The 16,803-nt window shown below is 46.6% G+C and carries 14 protein-coding genes and 1 riboswitch; of the genes, 7 read left to right on the top strand and 7 right to left on the bottom strand.

Annotated features, from left to right (window positions below):
* Positions 1-25: 25 nt before the first annotated feature.
* From MHB85_RS27145 to mmuM, 4 genes are all read left to right on the top strand, one after another.
* Positions 26-1,126 (top strand): GerAB/ArcD/ProY family transporter, encoded by a 1,101-nt coding sequence (locus tag MHB85_RS27145; protein ID WP_091019132.1) that lies wholly within the window; start codon positions 26-28, stop codon positions 1,124-1,126.
* Entirely contained in the window at positions 1,123-2,325 is a 1,203-nt protein-coding gene (locus tag MHB85_RS27140) for a Ger(x)C family spore germination protein (protein ID WP_091019134.1), read from the top strand. The genes MHB85_RS27145 and MHB85_RS27140 overlap by 4 nt, the downstream gene beginning before the upstream one ends.
* Positions 2,326-2,395: 70 nt before the next feature.
* A riboswitch (SAM riboswitch) is annotated at positions 2,396-2,497 on the top strand.
* Positions 2,498-2,589: 92 nt separating this feature from the next.
* The gene (mmuP, locus tag MHB85_RS27135; protein ID WP_149846818.1) at positions 2,590-4,002 is read left to right on the top strand and encodes an S-methylmethionine permease; all 1,413 of its coding nucleotides are present in this window, start codon (positions 2,590-2,592) and stop codon (positions 4,000-4,002) included.
* Positions 3,980-5,047 carry a homocysteine S-methyltransferase gene (gene mmuM, locus MHB85_RS27130; RefSeq protein ID WP_192135710.1) on the top strand — a complete coding sequence of 356 codons (1,068 nt, stop codon included), beginning with the start codon at positions 3,980-3,982 and terminating at the stop codon, positions 5,045-5,047. Before mmuP ends, mmuM begins: the two co-directional genes overlap by 23 nt.
* Before the next feature lie 79 nt (positions 5,048-5,126).
* Here the strand turns inward: mmuM and MHB85_RS27125 are convergent, their stop codons facing one another.
* The 5 genes from MHB85_RS27125 to MHB85_RS27105 all read right to left on the bottom strand — a co-directional run bounded on the left by MHB85_RS27125 (position 5,127) and on the right by MHB85_RS27105 (position 11,479).
* Complete coding sequence (locus MHB85_RS27125) at positions 5,127-7,529, bottom strand: ABC transporter permease (protein ID WP_341073999.1); 2,403 nt, start codon at positions 7,527-7,529, stop codon at positions 5,127-5,129.
* 2 nt (positions 7,530-7,531) lie between these two features.
* Positions 7,532-8,290 (bottom strand): ABC transporter ATP-binding protein, encoded by a 759-nt coding sequence (locus tag MHB85_RS27120; RefSeq protein ID WP_192135715.1) that lies wholly within the window; start codon positions 8,288-8,290, stop codon positions 7,532-7,534.
* A 103-nt stretch (positions 8,291-8,393) separates the two neighbouring features.
* Positions 8,394-9,836, bottom strand: a complete 1,443-nt coding sequence (locus MHB85_RS27115) for a sensor histidine kinase (protein ID WP_192135717.1) — start codon at positions 9,834-9,836, stop codon at positions 8,394-8,396.
* A gap of 20 nt (positions 9,837-9,856) precedes the next feature.
* Positions 9,857-10,558: a response regulator transcription factor gene (locus MHB85_RS27110; protein ID WP_192135719.1), complete on the bottom strand. Its 702-nt coding sequence runs from the start codon at positions 10,556-10,558 to the stop codon at positions 9,857-9,859.
* Positions 10,559-10,648: 90 nt separating this feature from the next.
* Positions 10,649-11,479, bottom strand: a complete 831-nt coding sequence (locus MHB85_RS27105) for an AraC family transcriptional regulator (RefSeq protein ID WP_091019151.1) — start codon at positions 11,477-11,479, stop codon at positions 10,649-10,651.
* Positions 11,480-11,676: 197 nt separating this feature from the next.
* Between MHB85_RS27105 and MHB85_RS27100 the strand changes: the two genes are divergently transcribed.
* Positions 11,677-12,453: a sugar phosphate isomerase/epimerase family protein gene (locus tag MHB85_RS27100; protein ID WP_105601958.1), complete on the top strand. Its 777-nt coding sequence runs from the start codon at positions 11,677-11,679 to the stop codon at positions 12,451-12,453.
* 85 nt (positions 12,454-12,538) lie between these two features.
* The gene (locus MHB85_RS27095) at positions 12,539-13,558 is read left to right on the top strand and encodes a Gfo/Idh/MocA family protein (RefSeq protein ID WP_091019154.1); all 1,020 of its coding nucleotides are present in this window, start codon (positions 12,539-12,541) and stop codon (positions 13,556-13,558) included.
* Between the two features lie 268 nt (positions 13,559-13,826).
* On the opposite strand, the gene MHB85_RS27090 is transcribed toward MHB85_RS27095, so the two are convergent.
* Positions 13,827-14,774, bottom strand: coding sequence for an aldo/keto reductase (locus MHB85_RS27090; RefSeq protein WP_091019156.1), 948 nt, complete (start codon positions 14,772-14,774; stop codon positions 13,827-13,829).
* A gap of 20 nt (positions 14,775-14,794) precedes the next feature.
* Positions 14,795-15,799 (bottom strand): Gfo/Idh/MocA family protein, encoded by a 1,005-nt coding sequence (locus tag MHB85_RS27085; protein WP_091019157.1) that lies wholly within the window; start codon positions 15,797-15,799, stop codon positions 14,795-14,797.
* Between the two features lie 118 nt (positions 15,800-15,917).
* Between MHB85_RS27085 and MHB85_RS27080 the strand changes: the two genes are divergently transcribed.
* Positions 15,918-16,757, top strand: coding sequence for an AraC family transcriptional regulator (locus tag MHB85_RS27080; protein ID WP_091019159.1), 840 nt, complete (start codon positions 15,918-15,920; stop codon positions 16,755-16,757).
* Positions 16,758-16,803: the final 46 nt, after the last annotated feature.

Genomic DNA, 16,803 nt, shown 5'->3' with positions numbered 1-16,803 from the left:
ACAGAAGGTCTGGAGGTGAACTAAAGTGAATGGCTCCCAAGGAAAGCTAACCACGACACAGGCCGTTGTAATTATTGTCAATTACATGCTTGGTGCCGGGATATTGACGTTGCCTCGAACAACTAGCAAGGCTGTAGGAACACCAGATGTCTGGATTTCCATTATACTGTCTGGACTGATTATTACAGGTATTGGAATAATTATGGTTACCCTGTGTCGCAGATTTCCGGGGGAAACCGTGTTCCAGTTCACCCGTGAAATTACGGGGAACTGGATTGCTTACATACTGGGATTTGCTATGATTATGTATTTCACGGTCATTGCAGCTTTTGAAGTAAGAGTCATGGCTGATGTGACAGGAATGTATCTACTCGAACGCACCCCTACCTGGGCAATTGTTATGGTCTTCATGTGGATCGGTATATATATGATCTCGGGTGGGCTTGGTGTCATTGTACGCGTGTTCGAGATTATTCTGCCGATTACGATCATTATATTTGTAATTGAAATTTTGCTCAGTAATCAGTTATTCGAGATAGGCAATCTGAGACCCGTTCTCGGTGATGGGGTTATGCCCGTTTTCAAAGGGCTAAAACCATCACTATTGTCTTATACGGGCTATGAGGTGATGTTAGTCATGACTGCCTATATGAAAAATCCGAAGAAAAGCAATAAAGCAATGAGCTGGGGGATATTCATATCCACCATTATCTACTTGATCACGGTTGTCATGGTCATAGGCAGTTTATCCCTTGATGGGATCAAAACGCGAACCTGGCCAACGCTGGATTTGGTAAGAAGCTTTGAGATACAAGGTTTAATATTCGAAAGATTCGAATCCTTATTGCTGGTCATCTGGATTATGCAAATTTTCTCGACTACAGCGATCACACATTACTGCGCGTCGGTGGGTATTCGTGATTTGTTCCGTTCCAAAAAAATCAAAGGTATTATGTACGGTCTGCTTCCGTTCATCTATCTGATAGCAATGATGCCCAAGACCGTGGATGATACCTTCGAACTAGGAGATATGCTGGGTAACGTGTCCGTATGGTTATTTGCCATTTTACCTCTGGTACTACTGTTGTTAAGTCTGATTCGTAAAAAAGGAGGCAAGCATGCATGATTACATTCCGTATGTTGTTACGCTTAGCCACTGTATTATGCATACTCTTAACGATATCCGGATGTTGGAGCAGTCGGGAGATAGAGGATCTAAGTGTATACGTTGGTCTTGGGATCGATATTGGCAAAGAGACGGAATTTGAGAAAAACATCGCTAATCAGGGAGGAGCGTATTCCAAGCAGAACAATGTGACAGCCACGGTACAGATTGCTCCCGGTAACTCCAGCAGTCAGAAGAGCCAACAATCCGGGTCACCTGCTTCTGGTAAAACGTCCTACTCCAATGAACAGCTTACCGGAGATTCCTTGCTGCAAATCTTTCGTCAGTTTGCACTAAGGCGAGATCATCCGCTCATCGGGCATCATCTGAAGGTTATCGTTGTGTCCAAGGATATCGCCAAAAAGTATGGTCTGGACCAGCTGCTGGATTTTGTACTTCGGGATAACGATATTCGTCCTAACTGTCTGGTGCTGATTAGCCATCATCGCGCTGCTGATGTACTGACTTCAGATGATCCTTCCCGGATTCCAGCATTTTATCTTACAGGTATTACAGGTAATTCGTACTTGTCCAATAAAATCCTGGACCCCGTTCTACTCTCCAAACTAGATGCACAAATGCAATCCGGTTCCAGCTTTTTGCTCCAGAATGTACTGAACTTCAATGGAGAGGACAAGTTCTCCGGTGCCAGTATCTTTGATGGGAAAACGACCAAATTCATCGGGGAACTCAGCCAAACGGATCTAGAAGGGCTGTCGTGGATCAGACCTAAAGAAAAAGGAGGCATCTTGAAGACATACAATAAAGCGGGATTCACTGTTGTATATGAAATGAAGAAGAAAAAAACAAAAATAATTCCAAAAGTGGTTGGCGATGATATTTCATTCCATGTGAAGACTGAATCCGAAGGCTGGTTGATGGAGGATTGGCGTGCTCCAGAGGAAGAGGAAAAAGGTGCTTATCTCAGAGAATTGGAAAAAGAATTTGCTGAACTGGCTGAACAACAGATTCGACAGGTGTTATACAAACTGCAGCATACCTATAAAGTAGATGTTGCGGATTTTCGGGATAGCTTGCGTATCAAAGAACCTAAAACATGGAAAAAAGTCAAAGACGATTGGGATAAAATTTTTAGCACCGTGCCGATCACGTATGAGGTAAAGACCACCATCACCAATCCGGGGTCTTCCACGGAATAGCGAGGTGTGCCATTTATTATTTAAATGTTGACACATTCATGATAGATCGCTATATTAGTAAAAAATCATTTTCTTATCCAGAGAGGTGGAGGGACTGGCCCTTAGAAACCTCAGCAACAGATCTGAAGGATACTGTGCTAATTCCAGCGGGTGAAAGCCTGATAGATAGGAGCGTTTGTTTTTATTTGTCAGTAACGGCGCACTCTTTAGGCAGAGTGGGTCTTTTTTGTTTTTTCTGGATGAAGAAGTAGGGGAGCAGCTGGTATGGAAAACAACAACGACAAAGGGCATTTTCAGCGGAAAATGCAAGCACGGCATGTGGTCATGCTCTCTCTCGGAGGAGTCATTGGAACGGGATTATTCCTCAGCTCAGGTTACACCATTCAGCAGGCGGGACCACTGGGAACCATTCTGTCCTATCTAATCGGAGCCATCGTTGTATATCTGGTGATGCTCTGTCTTGGTGAACTGTCTGTTCATATGCCAGAGACGGGAGCATTTCATAGTTATGCAGCCAAATATATCGGACCGGCAACAGGCTACACGGTGGCTTGGTTATACTGGTTAACCTGGACTGTTGCGCTTGGCTCCGAATTCACAGCCGCTGGATTGCTGATGCAGCGCTGGTTCCCATCGGTGAACGTATGGATATGGAGTGCGCTCTTTGCACTGATGATCTTTCTGTTTAATGCATTAACGGTGAAATTATTTGCGGAATCCGAGTTCTGGTTCTCATCTGTAAAAGTAGTGACTATCGTAATCTTCATTATTATCGGTGGCGCAGCCATGTTTGGGTTCATTCCCATGGCGGATTCTGAACCGGCTCCATTTCTATCGAATATTACCGCATCCGGGTGGTTCCCTCATGGGGCTACAGCCATATTGATGACCATGCTTGCTGTAAACTTTGCCTTCTCAGGCACCGAGTTAATCGGCATTGCCGCGGGTGAGACGGAGAACCCGGAAAAGACGATACCGAAAGCTATTCATACAACGCTGTGGCGTTTGGTTATTTTCTTCATCGGAACGATTATTATCTTGTCGGCCTTGTTGCCCATGTCGGATGCCAGTGTACTGGAAAGTCCGTTTGTAGCGGTAATGGAGCGGGTGGGTGTACCCTATGCAGCAGACATTATGAACTTTGTTATTCTGACGGCGATTCTCTCTGCTGCCAATTCGGGCCTATATGCATCTTCACGGATGCTCTGGTCTCTGGCTGACAAAAAAACGATCTCTCCGTGGTTTGCCAAATTGACCAAAAGCGGGGTACCGCTGAATGCACTTCTGATTAGTATGGTGGGTGGTGCGTTGGCCTTGCTGTCCAGCATCATTGCGCCAGGTACCGTGTATATTACACTGGTTTCCATTTCAGGTCTGGCTGTCGTTGCGGTATGGATGAGTATCAGTGTCTCCCAATACATGTTCCGCAGACAATATATCCGGGAAGGACATGCGGTCAAAGATCTGGTCTACCGCACACCACTATATCCGGTGGTACCAATTGTTTCATTTATATTATGCCTGGCTTCATGCATAGGTATTGCCTTTGACCCGACACAGCGAATTGCGCTATATTGTGGGGTTCCGTTTATTGCAGTGTGTTACGCTGCTTATTATCTGACAGAACGTGTGAATAAGAAAAGAGGACAAGTACATGACGCAAGCACAACAGACTAACCCCTTAGAACGGATCCTGCGTGAACATCCGGTCATGATTCTGGATGGAGCGCTGGCAACGGAACTCGAACAGCATGGATGTGATCTCGATGATCCACTATGGTCTGCTCGTGTGTTACTTGAGAATCCGGATGTTATCGTTCAGGTCCATGCAGATTATTTTCGAGCAGGAGCCGACTGTGCGATTACATCCAGTTATCAGGCGACGGTGGATGGTTTCCGCAAGAGAGGGATCGATGAACAGGCAGCACTGGAGCTGATCCGCAAGACGGTGGAACTGGCTGCACAGGCGAGAGATGACGTGTGGGCAGAAGTGCAGAGTAGACTAGTAGGGAGAGAAAGCTCGACAAGTCAGCTTGTAGAAGCTTCTTCGGTACGTGCTGAGACGGTGGAGAATGAGGAGTATATAACAGATCGTACAGGGGATCGCGAAGGAAATTGTCTTCGTCTACGTCCAATTATTGCCGGGTCCGTAGGTCCGTACGGCGCTTATCTGGCGGACGGTTCAGAGTATGTGGGTCATTACGGCGTGTCGGATGAGACGCTTGCCGCATTTCACCGTCCGCGTATGGCGGCGCTGATTGAAGCGGGTGCTGATATTCTGGCGTTTGAGACGATTCCTTCCTTGCAGGAAGCTCAGGTGCTGGTTGAATTACTGAAGGAGTTTCCTCATGCGTATGCCTGGTTATCTTTTTCTTTAAAAGACGGGATAAGCATCAGCGAAGGCACACTGCTTGAGGTATGTGCACAGACGTTTGGCTCCGAGCCGCAGGTTGCGGCGATTGGCCTGAACTGTGCTCCGATGGAAGTGGTGACGGAAGCAGTGGGTATTTTGAGCCGTACCAGCGATAAACCTGTTATTGTGTATCCGAACTCGGGAGAAGTATACGATGCAGCAACGAAGACGTGGAGTGGACAGGGTACATGTGGCAGTATGAGTGATGCTTCGGAACAGTGGGTTGCTGCGGGCGCAAAAATTATTGGTGGCTGCTGCCGAACTACGCCACATCAGATTGGCGAACTTGCGAAGAAGTGGCGGAGTTAAATCATAACGCAATAACAGCACTTCCACCTTTTATAAAGGCATGGAAGGGCTGTTATTGCGTTATAGAATCCTGACTACCTTATTCGATAACCAACATACGTGGCGATGCCCCACGAATAATTCGCGAAGAGAACCATGAACCAAGACCCGCTGCAATGATACTTAGACAGGCGAACAGTATCATTCCACCCCAATTCAGGATCAGCGGAAGCTCGACGATACCATAACCGGAAAGGACCAGTTCGAGCAGAAGAGGAAGTACATATACGCCGACGAGCATACCCAGTATCGCTCCGATGGAGGACAGTACGATCATTCCCATCGTGACCGAGAATCGGATCTGGCGGGATGTCATTCCCAGTGATTTGTATATTCCGTAGTTTCTGCTCTCTTTGCGGATATTGATCCGACAGGTGCTGAAAATAATGATGAACGTCACAGCGATGAACAGCAATCCAATCAGACTCATGGGATAGATCAGGATATTGGCAGCTTCCGCGTATACTGAATCAAGCAATGTCTTCTGGGTGACTACGGATGCAAAATCTTTAAATTGTTCGTTCAATTCCCCGGCAATCAGATCCGCCTGTGTAATATCCTTCACATTGATGAAAATGGCATCGAATTCACCATAAGCCGGGTTCACACTTCTCATGGCATCGATCGTGATTCGGCCTGAAACAGACATGTTGGCGATCGCCTGATAGATTCCTGTGATGAGGAATGTCCTCTTCTCTCCTTCAATATAGATGTCGATGAGATCACCAAGATCCTTATTGGATGTTTGGGCTATACTTACACCAATGGCAATCTCATTCACATGGTGAGGGTTATCGCCTCTCAATGTTGTGAACCCAAGTTCCTGATATTTTCCGTCCAGTACACTCAAGTTGAGACTGATGGATGGGCCTTGCACTCCCTTAGAAGACTCCGGGCTAATGACACCCGTTGTGTTCCCTTGCCAGCCCACATTGCTGATCCTTGAATCCTGTTCTAACACGTGTTTCAGCTCAGCCTGGGGGAAGGTACTTTTGTTCACCACGACTGCTGCGATGTTGGCATTATCATACCCCCAATGGGCTGCGGTCTGATAGATTCCGGTTATGCTGGTCAGCAGAACATACCCTAGAACCAATACAGAGGATGCCATCGTGGTCAGCAGGAGGGTTAGAATAGAACTTTTGGTGTTTTTGAACAAATGTCGAAGTCCAAGGGCCATAGTCACAGGCAGTCGTGTGAACCCGATCCATCGTGCCCAGGGTGAATTCATTTTGCCCGCCATCCGGCTATTATCTGTCTCCGACATACCATAACGAATGGCCTGCACAGGCTGTATGCTGCGTGCTTTTTTGGCATATAACACAACGGACAGAATCACTATAGCAAATAGAAGCACACCAGCCATAATGGCAGCGTCCAATCCTTGGACTGGAATGTTCCGATGGTCCACTCGAAGAGAGGACACGGATATATTAATGATCCACCTGGAGATCCATACGCTAAGTGCAATTCCGGGGATAATGGCAGCAATGGAGAGCATCGCATATTGAATGACATAGGTACCTATTGTTCTCCGGGCAGTTAGCCCGAGTGATTTGAGAATACCTATCGTTCTGTAATTGGCCAGTATGGCATCCGAAATTGTGAACCCGATGGTCATCAAAGCGATGGAGAGCATGACAACGCCCATGAAAATCATAATGAAGCCAATAACCTGGTTAATAATCAGATAAAAAGAGGAGATCGCTTCGAACTCCATTTTGGATTCCAGAAACGGAGTACCTGTCTCGCGATTGTACCGTTCCCAATACAATGAATTCATACTGTAATCGTTGAAATGAATACCGATCATGTAATTCTCGTTGCCAGCGAGTGCCGTGAAATCACGTTGATAATCAGCAGAATTCATCCAGACCCGTGCAGTATTGGAGAAGGGTGCTCCGTACGGTACGTCGATGACAATACCCGACACATTCAATTCGAGTGTGCTTGAGCCGGTTTTGAAGCCAATGGTATCATCTAACGAAATATGATAGGCATTTGCCATGGACGTTGGAATCCAGACGGAGCCCGGTTCGGGAGTCGTGCTGGGTGTTCCACTTGAAAAAATAAGTTCATCCACACCCCATGGCGGCGGAGGTGTATTAAACATGTACAGGTAGATGTTAGGGATGTGAGTTTCATTCAAGATGATGCCTGACAATGAACGATACGATAGTAACGGGGACACCTGAACGTCATCCTGGGAAGCCCACCAATCGTGCACCGTCTCCGGGTCATTCAGCCCTTTCTCAAAAGTCAGAATCTGATGAGACCCATGGGTGCGGATATGCATTTCATGAAACTGATTGCCTGTGTTCGCCAGAATGACAATAGCTGTAGATACAAGAAGTGTCGAGAGTAGCAGGAGCAGCGCAATCAGCGCATTTTGTATTTTGTTCCTACCCAGATACGACAAGCTAAGTTTAAACATGACTGCCATCGTTATTCCTTCCCCGTAACCAAAGCGAAGATAATCGCTTCACGATCTTGAATTTGATGTTCGTCATAGGTATCGAACTCAAGGATTCCGCCAATCTTGCCGTCTTGAATATAGATCAGGCGATCTGCCCGACAGGCAGCCTTAATATCATGCGTAACCATAACTACCGACTGTCCTTTTCGATGGATATCTGTAAGGATATCGAGAACAGCTGTGCCATGTTCCATATTTAAGCTTCCGGTCGGTTCATCCGCAAAAATGATATCCGGCGAGTTGATCAAAGCCCGTGCAATCGCAGCTCGTTGCTGCTGTCCTCCGGAAGTTTGGGAGGGGAGACGGTTACGTTGTCCATCAATATCCATGGCATTCATCAGCTCAGCAACGCGGGATAGGATGTCCTTCTTTTTGTTTCCTGCAATATATCCCGGTAAAGCAATGTTTTCTTTGATGGAAAGGTCCGGGACCAGATTGATGCTCTGATAGATATAACCGATCCGGCGGGTGCGGAAGTTGGACATTTCCCGTTCACTGTAAGCGTCAACCCGCTGGTCACGAAAATAGACCTCACCTGCTGTGATCTGATCCAGTCCGCTTAGCAGGTATAGGAGGGTTGATTTGCCAGAGCCAGAGTTACCCATGATGACCGTGAATTCTCCTTCATAGATGTCGAGATCAACATTACGGATGGCATGATATTGTTCACTTCCGCTGTTGTACGTTTTGCACAGATTCTGTGCACGGATAATCACTTTTTTGGACAAGTCGAATCACTCCCAAGTGCAGTATAGGATTCATTCTAGAGGAGGGATGTTGAGGAAGCCTTATCAAATTATGAATAAAGTATTACAGCTGTGGAGTGTGGGCTCAGCAGATCGGCAGATAGAACCGGAAGGTAGTACCTTGTCCTTCTTTACTAGTAAAGGAAATATGACCTCCATGTGCTTTAATAATGCTTTGGCAGATGGAAAGGCCCAGCCCTGTACCTTCCTGAACATGTTGTTCTGCATGACTCGTATGGCCTCTGAAGTAACGCTGAAAAACAAATGGCATGTCCTGTACACGTATTCCCTGACCCGAATCGGCAATCGTCACTTTCAAGTGCCCGGATTCCAGTTCCAAATCTATACGTATCGTGTCTCCTGGAGCTGTATGCTTGAGGGCATTGGCGGCAAGATTGGAGATCACCTGTTCAATTCGAGTGGGGTCGATAGCGATTAACACATTGGGGATGTAGTTGGGTCCTTTATAGATAAGCCCCTTTGTTAGGACAACATGTTCAATAGGTTTCAACATCGTCTCCAGTATAGGCCCACTGTACATTTCACGGGTTTCCACCGAAATTTGCCCCAATTCCTGAAGTGCATGAACCAGCAGATCCTCCACAAGGCGTGCCGTTTTATCCGTATGGGTCCGCATGACTCCCATATATTCCATCAGCGTCTCCTGATCGTTGCATAGTCCTTCCTCAATAGCTTCTATGTATGCTTTTATCGTGGTAATTGGTGTTTTAATATCATGAGATATATTGGTGATGAGTTCTTTTTGTGCTTGTTCCTGCTGAATACGCTGCTCGCTCATATGTTTAATCTCCGTGCGCATTAGATCAAACATGGCATATACTTCGAGCAATTCATCGTTCCGGTTGTACTGGATTTTTTCTTCATAATTGCCTTTAAGCATGGATTCCGCATGTTGCTTCAATTGATGGATGGGAGAGAGCAGGTGTTTGTCCAGTTTTCGTTTCATCCAGAATAGAAATAAGCTCAGAATCAGTGACAGGAGCATGAGTGCGCTAATCAATATAACCGGAAAAGTCATCGGTTGCTGAATCGTAACCATCGCTTGGGGGATGGAAAAGATGGCATTGCCGATCTGACTTCCCATCGGTCCGTCCATCACGGGAAACGCAATATCAAGCGTATCGTTACCGTCCGCGGCCTGCGTGGCATGATGCAGATCATAATGGAGAGCTGAACGCAGATTAACTTGCGTCCCTTCAGAGGTGGGGTCGGAGGACAGAATGATTTTTCCATCCAAGTTTAGATAGGTAAGTAGAACCCCGGTCTCTCTGGCGGTGGAACGTATGACTTCACGAATATTTTGTTCATTAAGATGCTGATGATTTTGCTCCAAAGCGAGTAAGATCGGATTGACCTTGAGTCGAACCTGATTCAGGGACAGATTGGATTCGCCTGAATTTCGATCTTGTAACAGCATCATCGACAGTGCAAGGATACTTGAAACGATAATAATGAGAAGCCCAAGTGTTGTTAACAACCAGCGTTTGGACCACCTGTTCAATGACATGTGGGTGCCTCCAATCTCACTTATTCGTAATTGAATTTGTAACCGACACCCCATACCGTCTTCAGAACGGTCGGATGCGAGGCATCTGCCTCAATTTTTTCACGCAGTCTACGAATGTATACGGTTACGGTATTTTCATCGCCATAGGTTGCATATCCCCAGATGGCGTCGAGCAACTGGGCTTTGGAGAATACCTGATTCTTGTGGCTTGCCAAGTAATGAAGTAGTTCAAATTCCTTGGCAGACAGAGAAACTTCCGATCCGTTTAATGTAACTTTATAGGCTTTTTTATCAATTACCAGGTTTCCAAGATGCAGTAGATTTGTTCTATCTCCAACGGAAGTCATGCTGTCATAACGCCTGAAGTGGGCATTAATCCGTGCTAACAGTTCGCTCAGCGAGAAGGGCTTGGTCATATAGTCGTCTGCTCCAAAGCCAAGTCCAAGTACCTTGTCGGTATCACTGCCTCTGGCACTTAGAATGAGGATGGGGATATTATTGCGCCTTCGGATCTCTCGACAGACCTCGATCCCGTCCATGTCCGGAAGCATAATATCCAGAATGATGTAGTCTGGTTGAATAATCTCCATAATCTGAAGTCCATCTTGTCCAGTGGCTGCCACGGCGGCTTCATATTGATTTTTGGTTAAATAATCTCGCAGAATGCGCGAAATATCTGATTCATCCTCGATGATGAGGACTTTGCGCTGGTGGGTTAGCATATGTATCGCTCCATTATGATAGATGTGAATTTAATGGGTATGTATGAAGACCATGAACCTCTTAAGGTCATGGGTTTCTGACACTGAACATCATACATGCTCCAGATCATCAATAGGCTCATGCTGTCTGGATTTGAGATACTCCGCCGGAGACACACCGAAGTGCGCCCGGAATACCCGGTGGAAATAGGAGTAGCTCGCAAAACCACAGGATTCCGCAATATGCTCCAGTGTCATTTCGCTGTATTTCATGCGTTCTAACGCTGCATTCAGACGGATCTCAATTGCGTATTGAATCATGGTCTGATTGTAGTGCTCCTTGAATAAACGGACTGCACGCGACAGGCTGAGTCCGGCATAACGTGCCGCTTCCTCAAGCTTGAACGTAACCGTGGCATGCTCCTCAATATAACGTTTTAACTTCAGCGCAGAGGAAACTGCTCGATCGGTCTGAATATTCTCTTTAATTGCCCGGTCAATATATAGACATAATCCGCGCAGTAACGCATCCTTTAGCTCCGCATTTTCCTCAAGAGGTCCCCGACGTTTCTCAAGCAACATATTTCTCCATAGGCTGATGAGCTTATCATCAAGTCCAATCCGGCTCACGGTAGATCGTTGCTGCCTTTTCCACCAGTTATCGATCCAACTGCCCTCGCAGAACAGATAATAATCTCCGCTGGACAAGCGTCCTTCCTTATGTGGTTCATCCACCACGAGATGATAGTCGTCGCCAGGTTTGAGCAGCAGCAGATCCCCGCTAGTCATCCTGAATTCTTCATCCTGTACATACACTTTGCACGAACCTTCTGTCTGTAGACGGAACAGATAGGTTTGCAGCTCGCCCTTCATATTATGAGTGAACGCTTTATAGTGGTATGAGTAGTCACAGATCAGTACAGATGTCTCTAACGTATCCAAAGATAAAATCCCCCAATATGTACATCCTGCATGCAATCAAATGGGTACATTCAATAGATGCAAAATGATGGAAATAAAATTTGACCAGATAGTTCATGTTCTGACTATATTGTATATGTTCATTCTAGCCTGTTTTGCGTTAGGATGATACCAGATAGAGCAATGAAAGCAAATTTGAGAACAGAGGTGTATCCTACATGAAAAAACTTAATATTGGTTTGCAATTGTTTACACTCCGTGATGAAACTGCAGCAGATTTTCGTGGTACGTTGCGTAAGGTAGCGGCCCTTGGATATGAAGGTGTGGAGTTTGCCGGATATGGTGATATTCCAGCTGAGGAAATGAAAGCGCTACTAGATGAACTTGGACTGAAAGGATTCAGCAGCCACGTTTCACTACATGCGATGCGCGAAGACTTGCAAAAACAAATCGATTACCTGAAAACAATTGGTGCACAATATATCATTTGCCCTTACCTGATGCCAGAAGATCGTCCTGAGAATGCAGAAGGTTGGACCAAGCTATTCGCTGAGTTACAACAATATGGGGCTGAAGCAGCGAAACAAGGGTTGATCTTTGGATACCATAACCATGACTTTGAATTCCATGGGCAGGTTGGTGATGCCAATGCCTTTGATGCCATGTTCGCTCAAACATCACCGGAAGCGGTAAAAGTGGAAATGGACGTATGTTGGGTACAATTTGCGGGACAAAATCCGATCGAGTATATTAATAAATATGCGGGTCGCTTGCCGCTGCTTCATCTGAAGGACTTCAGCAAAGACGAACAGGGCCAGATGAAAACACTGGAATTGGGACAAGGTTCGGTTGACCTGCCAGCTGTTATTGAAGGGGCTACGAATGCAGGCGTGGAATGGCTGATCGTGGAACAAGACGTATGTCAGAACCCTCCGCTTGAGAGCGTATCCAACAGCTACAACTGGTTGAAACAGAACTATTTGAGCCAATTTTAATCTAACATTTTGCATAATCCAAAGAGCGAATTGAATCGAATTATGAAAAATGCTGAATTTTATTTGTCAAAGGAGACTTATATACATGAGTAAAATTAAAGTTGCTGTATTCGGCTGTGGAGCCATTGCCGAGCGCAGACATATTCCAGAGTACGCTGCCAATGAGAACGTAGAACTTGTCGCTTTTGCCGATCCGATTGTGGAGCGTGCGGAGAAGATGGCTGAGACTTACGGAGGTAAAGCGTACTCCAGTTACGAAGAATTGCTTGCAAACGAAACGGTGGATGCCGTTAGTGTGTGTACACCAAACTATCTGCATGCGCCAATGGCGATTGCTGCTGCCAATGCAGGCAAGCATGTATTGGTTGAGAAACCAATGGCAGTATCCACTGAAGAAGGCGAGCAAATGATCGAAGCTGCCAAGAAAAATGGCGTGTATCTGATGGTTGGACACAACCAGCGTCTGATGCCTCCACACGTAAAAGCAAAAGAGATTCTCGACTCCGGCAAACTCGGTAAAGTTCTTAATTTCCGTACATCATTTGGTCACCCGGGTCCAGAAGGATGGAGTGTGGACGGAGCGGATAGTTGGTTCTTCCGTAAAGAAGAAGCTATTATGGGCGCCATGGGCGACCTGGGCGTGCACAAATCCGACTTCATCCGTTACTTGCTGAATGATGAAGTATCTGAAGTGGCTGGTTTTATCAGCACACTGCACAAGGAAGGTACTAAAGTTGATGATAACGCAACTTGTTTGCTGCGTATGAAGAGCGGCGCGATCGGAACGCTGGTAGCAAGCTGGACGCAATACAGAGCTGGAGACAACAGTACAGTGTTGTGGTGCGAGAATGGTGTTATGAAGATCGGAACAGTGGAAGGCGATGAAGTGATCGTTGAACTGACCAATGGTACAGTTGAGACGTACAAAGTTGGTGCCATGGCTACCAACGAGAAACAAGTGCCGAGTGGTGTAATTGACGCATTTGTAGAGTCAATTGTAACGCAAACACCTCCAGCGATTTCCGGGGAAGAGGGCTTACGCTCCCTGCAAGTGATTCTGGCAGCATTCGAATCCGAGAAAACAGGTCAGATCGTTAAACTGTAATCCAACCGAATGACAGTGCAATTTCTAACATTCTATGCGTCTTAATCCATGATATAAGGGACTTACCTTCAGAAATGCATTCTGGGGTAAGTCCTTCTATATTTCTCCCCAACCGAGTAGGGGAAAGAGAACAGTAATACGGTAATTGTGCAACAGGGTTACAATATTGGATCGCTTTTACACAACAGAAAAGGCTGATATTCCGGGTTATCGCGGAATACCAGCCCCTTATACTCATTAAAGTTAATGATAGAATAATTAATTTTCTTTAGATGCCAGCAGGTACATCACTGCCCAGATCCAGCCATGCGATTTCAGCAGGAGTCAGCGTGATGCGGGACCCTTCGTCACAGGAGAGCAGTTCCGCCTGATTCTGGGCACCGATCAAGGCACAGGTTGGGAACGCTTGATTCAATACATAAGCGAGTGCAATCTGAATGGGTGATGTTTTCTTCGAATTAGCCAATTGTTCAGCCCGGCGTAACCGTTCCCAGTTGCCATCACTGTAGAATACACGCACCAGATCTTCGTTATCGCGAACTTCAGGTGTGAATCTTCCCGTGAAGAAACCGCGCGCTTGGGAGGACCAGGATAGCAATGGCAGCTTGGTTTGCTCATGCCATGCCAGTGTCTCTGCATCTGCCGACACACAGCCTGCCCAGAAAGGTTCGTTTGCTTTGGCGAGACTGAGGTTCGGACTGCTGAATGTGAAGCCCTTCAAGCCATTTGCCGCAGCGTACGCATTGGCTTCCTCGAGGCGCTGCCATGTCCAGTTGGAGGCGCCAATTGCGCCGATTTTGCCGGAATCAATATGTTCGTTTAATGCTTCAAGAATAACACTGACAGGCATATTTGGGTCATCCCGGTGCAAGGCATACATCTCTACATGATCTGTCTGAAGACGCTCCAGACTTTCCATCAAGTCACTGCGGATGGCATCAGCGTTCACGCGTGGCCCATTCTGGTCATGATGCGCGCCTTTGGTGAGAATGACGATCTGGTCACGGTTACCGCGTTCTTTCATATAACGACCAAGGACTTCTTCACTCTGTCCACCACAATAAATATGTGCTGTATCTACAGTGTTACCGCCAATCGACAGAAAAGCATCCATGTTCGTAGCTGCTTTATCGTAGGCATTATGCACGAAATAATCGGTTCCTTTAATCAATCGGGAGACACGTTTACCTGCACCAGCAATTTCGATATATTCCATAAGTCAGTTCATCCTCTCAATTATAGTGTAATTCGTGTACGTTCTTCCGCTGAACGAAGGCAAGCTTCCAGCACTTTCATATTAGCTACTGCATCGGAAGGGGCGAAGCGCAGATCCTTGCCCTGAAGTACGGCACGTGCCATGTCATCTCCCTGCAGAGAGTAGTGGTTCACTTGCGGAACTTCAATCTCTTTGCGTTCACCGCCAGCCGTTACATAGAAGTTGGAACTGCGATCCTGACGACCGATAAAGGCCGATGGTACCTCAATGATGCCATCAGAACCTAGAACTTCGAGCGTGTTGCGGAAGGCTGCCCACATGCTGCTGTCAAACGTCACACCAACGTGATTATCGAATTCCAACAGTCCGGAAGCCATCATATCGACTTGATCATGCTGTGGGGAGAACATGCCAATAACGGTAACTGCGCTTGGTTCTTGGCCTAGCAGCAGGCGAGCAACACTGATGGAATAACATCCGATATCATACAGTGCACCGCCACCCCACTCCTTCCGAAAGCGGACATTGCCGGATGCATTGGAGTTATTAAATGAAAATGTGCTGTGAATACCACGGATCTCACCGATCTCACCACTGGCAATGATATCCCTGATCTGCTCATAACGTGGATGATGGCGGTACATGAATGCTTCCGCGAGATGCACACCTGCATCTGCACAAGCTTGAACCATCTCCTGAGCTTCCTGCTCTGTCAGAGCCAATGGTTTTTCGCACAAAATATGTTTGCCTGCTTCAGCAGCCCGGATCGTCCATTCCCGATGCAGATGATTCGGAAGCGGGATATATACGGCATCAATGGAATCATCAGCGAGCAAAGCTTCATAACTGCCATAAGCCTTGTCGATCCCTAGTTGTTCGGCCGTCTGTTTGGCTTTATCTTCGTCTCGACTGGCAATCGCGGTTACTTCATTCAACTCGGATTGCTGCAACCCAGGAATGACGGATTCCACAGCAATGCTAGCGCTACCAAGAATGCCCCAACGTAATTTTTGAACTGAATTCATGTGTTGTATCCTCCTGTGTATAAATGTATATTGTGATTATAATGAATAGACCAGCGAATTAAAATGATAATATATTGAAGTTAGTTAACACAATATTGTTGATCAAGGAGAACCGGCTATGATGAGACAAACCGTATTGCTTACCCTGCAGGATATTCCATATTTTTGTTATCCCGAGTCCGTTGGACATTATATGGACCACGTCCAGCATTCCGTGTTGCGTGAGGCTGGCGCACTGAACAACTTTAATATTCACTACGTCGCTTCGGGCAAGGGATATGTGGAAGTGGACGGAGTGGTACATGAGCTTCGCGCAGGTCAGGCGTTTCTCTATTTCCCGCAGCAGCGGCAGCATTATTATAGTAGTGAAGATGATCCATGGGATGTACGATGGGTTCATTTTTACGGTGAACGTCTGCATGATTATATGATCGAGCGGGGGTTACACCGCAATCTATTGTGGACACTGCGGCAACGCAGCTCTTGGGAAGAGGCTCATCTGGCCTTGCTCACTGAAGCGGAACAGAACACAATGCTGCGTCCGGCTCAGCTATCCACACTGACCTATGCCGTACTCGCCGAGTTCGTGCAGCATGCAGTACCTTTAAAGAGTACACGTACCACAAGTAAGGCGGAGAGTCGGGTTCTTGCACTTCTTCCACAGATGCAACAAGAGGCCTGTCAACCTTTCCTGTTACAGGACTGGGCGGATCTCGCAGGTGTGAGTTCGTATTACTTTTGCAAAATGTTCAAGAGTGCTGTAGAGATGACACCTATGGAGTTTATCACTCGTTCACGACTACAGATGGCGAAGCAATGGTTACTCGAACGGCCTACGGCCAACATTGGACAAATCGCGGAGGAAGCGGGGTATCCCAATGCCAGTTATTTTAATCGCCAGTTCATGGCTCATGAGGGGATGACACCCACGGATTACCGCGGATTGTATCACAATTAACCCGTATCCTTTCGATGTGGCCAGCGCTTTAGGTATAGTGGTTTGA

This window comes from Paenibacillus sp. FSL K6-4396 (genome assembly GCF_038002525.1).
Taxonomy (GTDB): domain Bacteria; phylum Bacillota; class Bacilli; order Paenibacillales; family Paenibacillaceae; genus Paenibacillus; species Paenibacillus amylolyticus_B.
Note: the sequence above shows the minus strand (reverse complement) of the source record. Positions and strands in the feature narration are given on the sequence as shown.

What these genes read in the sequence shown, in the direction of transcription:
- MHB85_RS27140 (WP_091019134.1), top strand. Translation starts at nt 1,123, where the DNA reads ATGATTACATTCCGTATGTTGTTACGCTTAGCCACTGTATTATGCATA.
- mmuP (WP_149846818.1), top strand. Translation starts at nt 2,590, where the DNA reads ATGGAAAACAACAACGACAAAGGGCATTTTCAGCGGAAAATGCAAGCA.
- mmuM (WP_192135710.1), top strand. Translation starts at nt 3,980, where the DNA reads ATGACGCAAGCACAACAGACTAACCCCTTAGAACGGATCCTGCGTGAA.
- MHB85_RS27125 (WP_341073999.1), bottom strand. Translation starts at nt 7,529, where the DNA reads ATGGCAGTCATGTTTAAACTTAGCTTGTCGTATCTGGGTAGGAACAAA.
- MHB85_RS27115 (WP_192135717.1), bottom strand. Translation starts at nt 9,836, where the DNA reads ATGTCATTGAACAGGTGGTCCAAACGCTGGTTGTTAACAACACTTGGG.
- MHB85_RS27110 (WP_192135719.1), bottom strand. Translation starts at nt 10,558, where the DNA reads ATGCTAACCCACCAGCGCAAAGTCCTCATCATCGAGGATGAATCAGAT.
- MHB85_RS27100 (WP_105601958.1), top strand. Translation starts at nt 11,677, where the DNA reads ATGAAAAAACTTAATATTGGTTTGCAATTGTTTACACTCCGTGATGAA.
- MHB85_RS27095 (WP_091019154.1), top strand. Translation starts at nt 12,539, where the DNA reads ATGAGTAAAATTAAAGTTGCTGTATTCGGCTGTGGAGCCATTGCCGAG.
- MHB85_RS27090 (WP_091019156.1), bottom strand. Translation starts at nt 14,774, where the DNA reads ATGGAATATATCGAAATTGCTGGTGCAGGTAAACGTGTCTCCCGATTG.
- MHB85_RS27085 (WP_091019157.1), bottom strand. Translation starts at nt 15,799, where the DNA reads ATGAATTCAGTTCAAAAATTACGTTGGGGCATTCTTGGTAGCGCTAGC.
- MHB85_RS27080 (WP_091019159.1), top strand. Translation starts at nt 15,918, where the DNA reads ATGATGAGACAAACCGTATTGCTTACCCTGCAGGATATTCCATATTTT.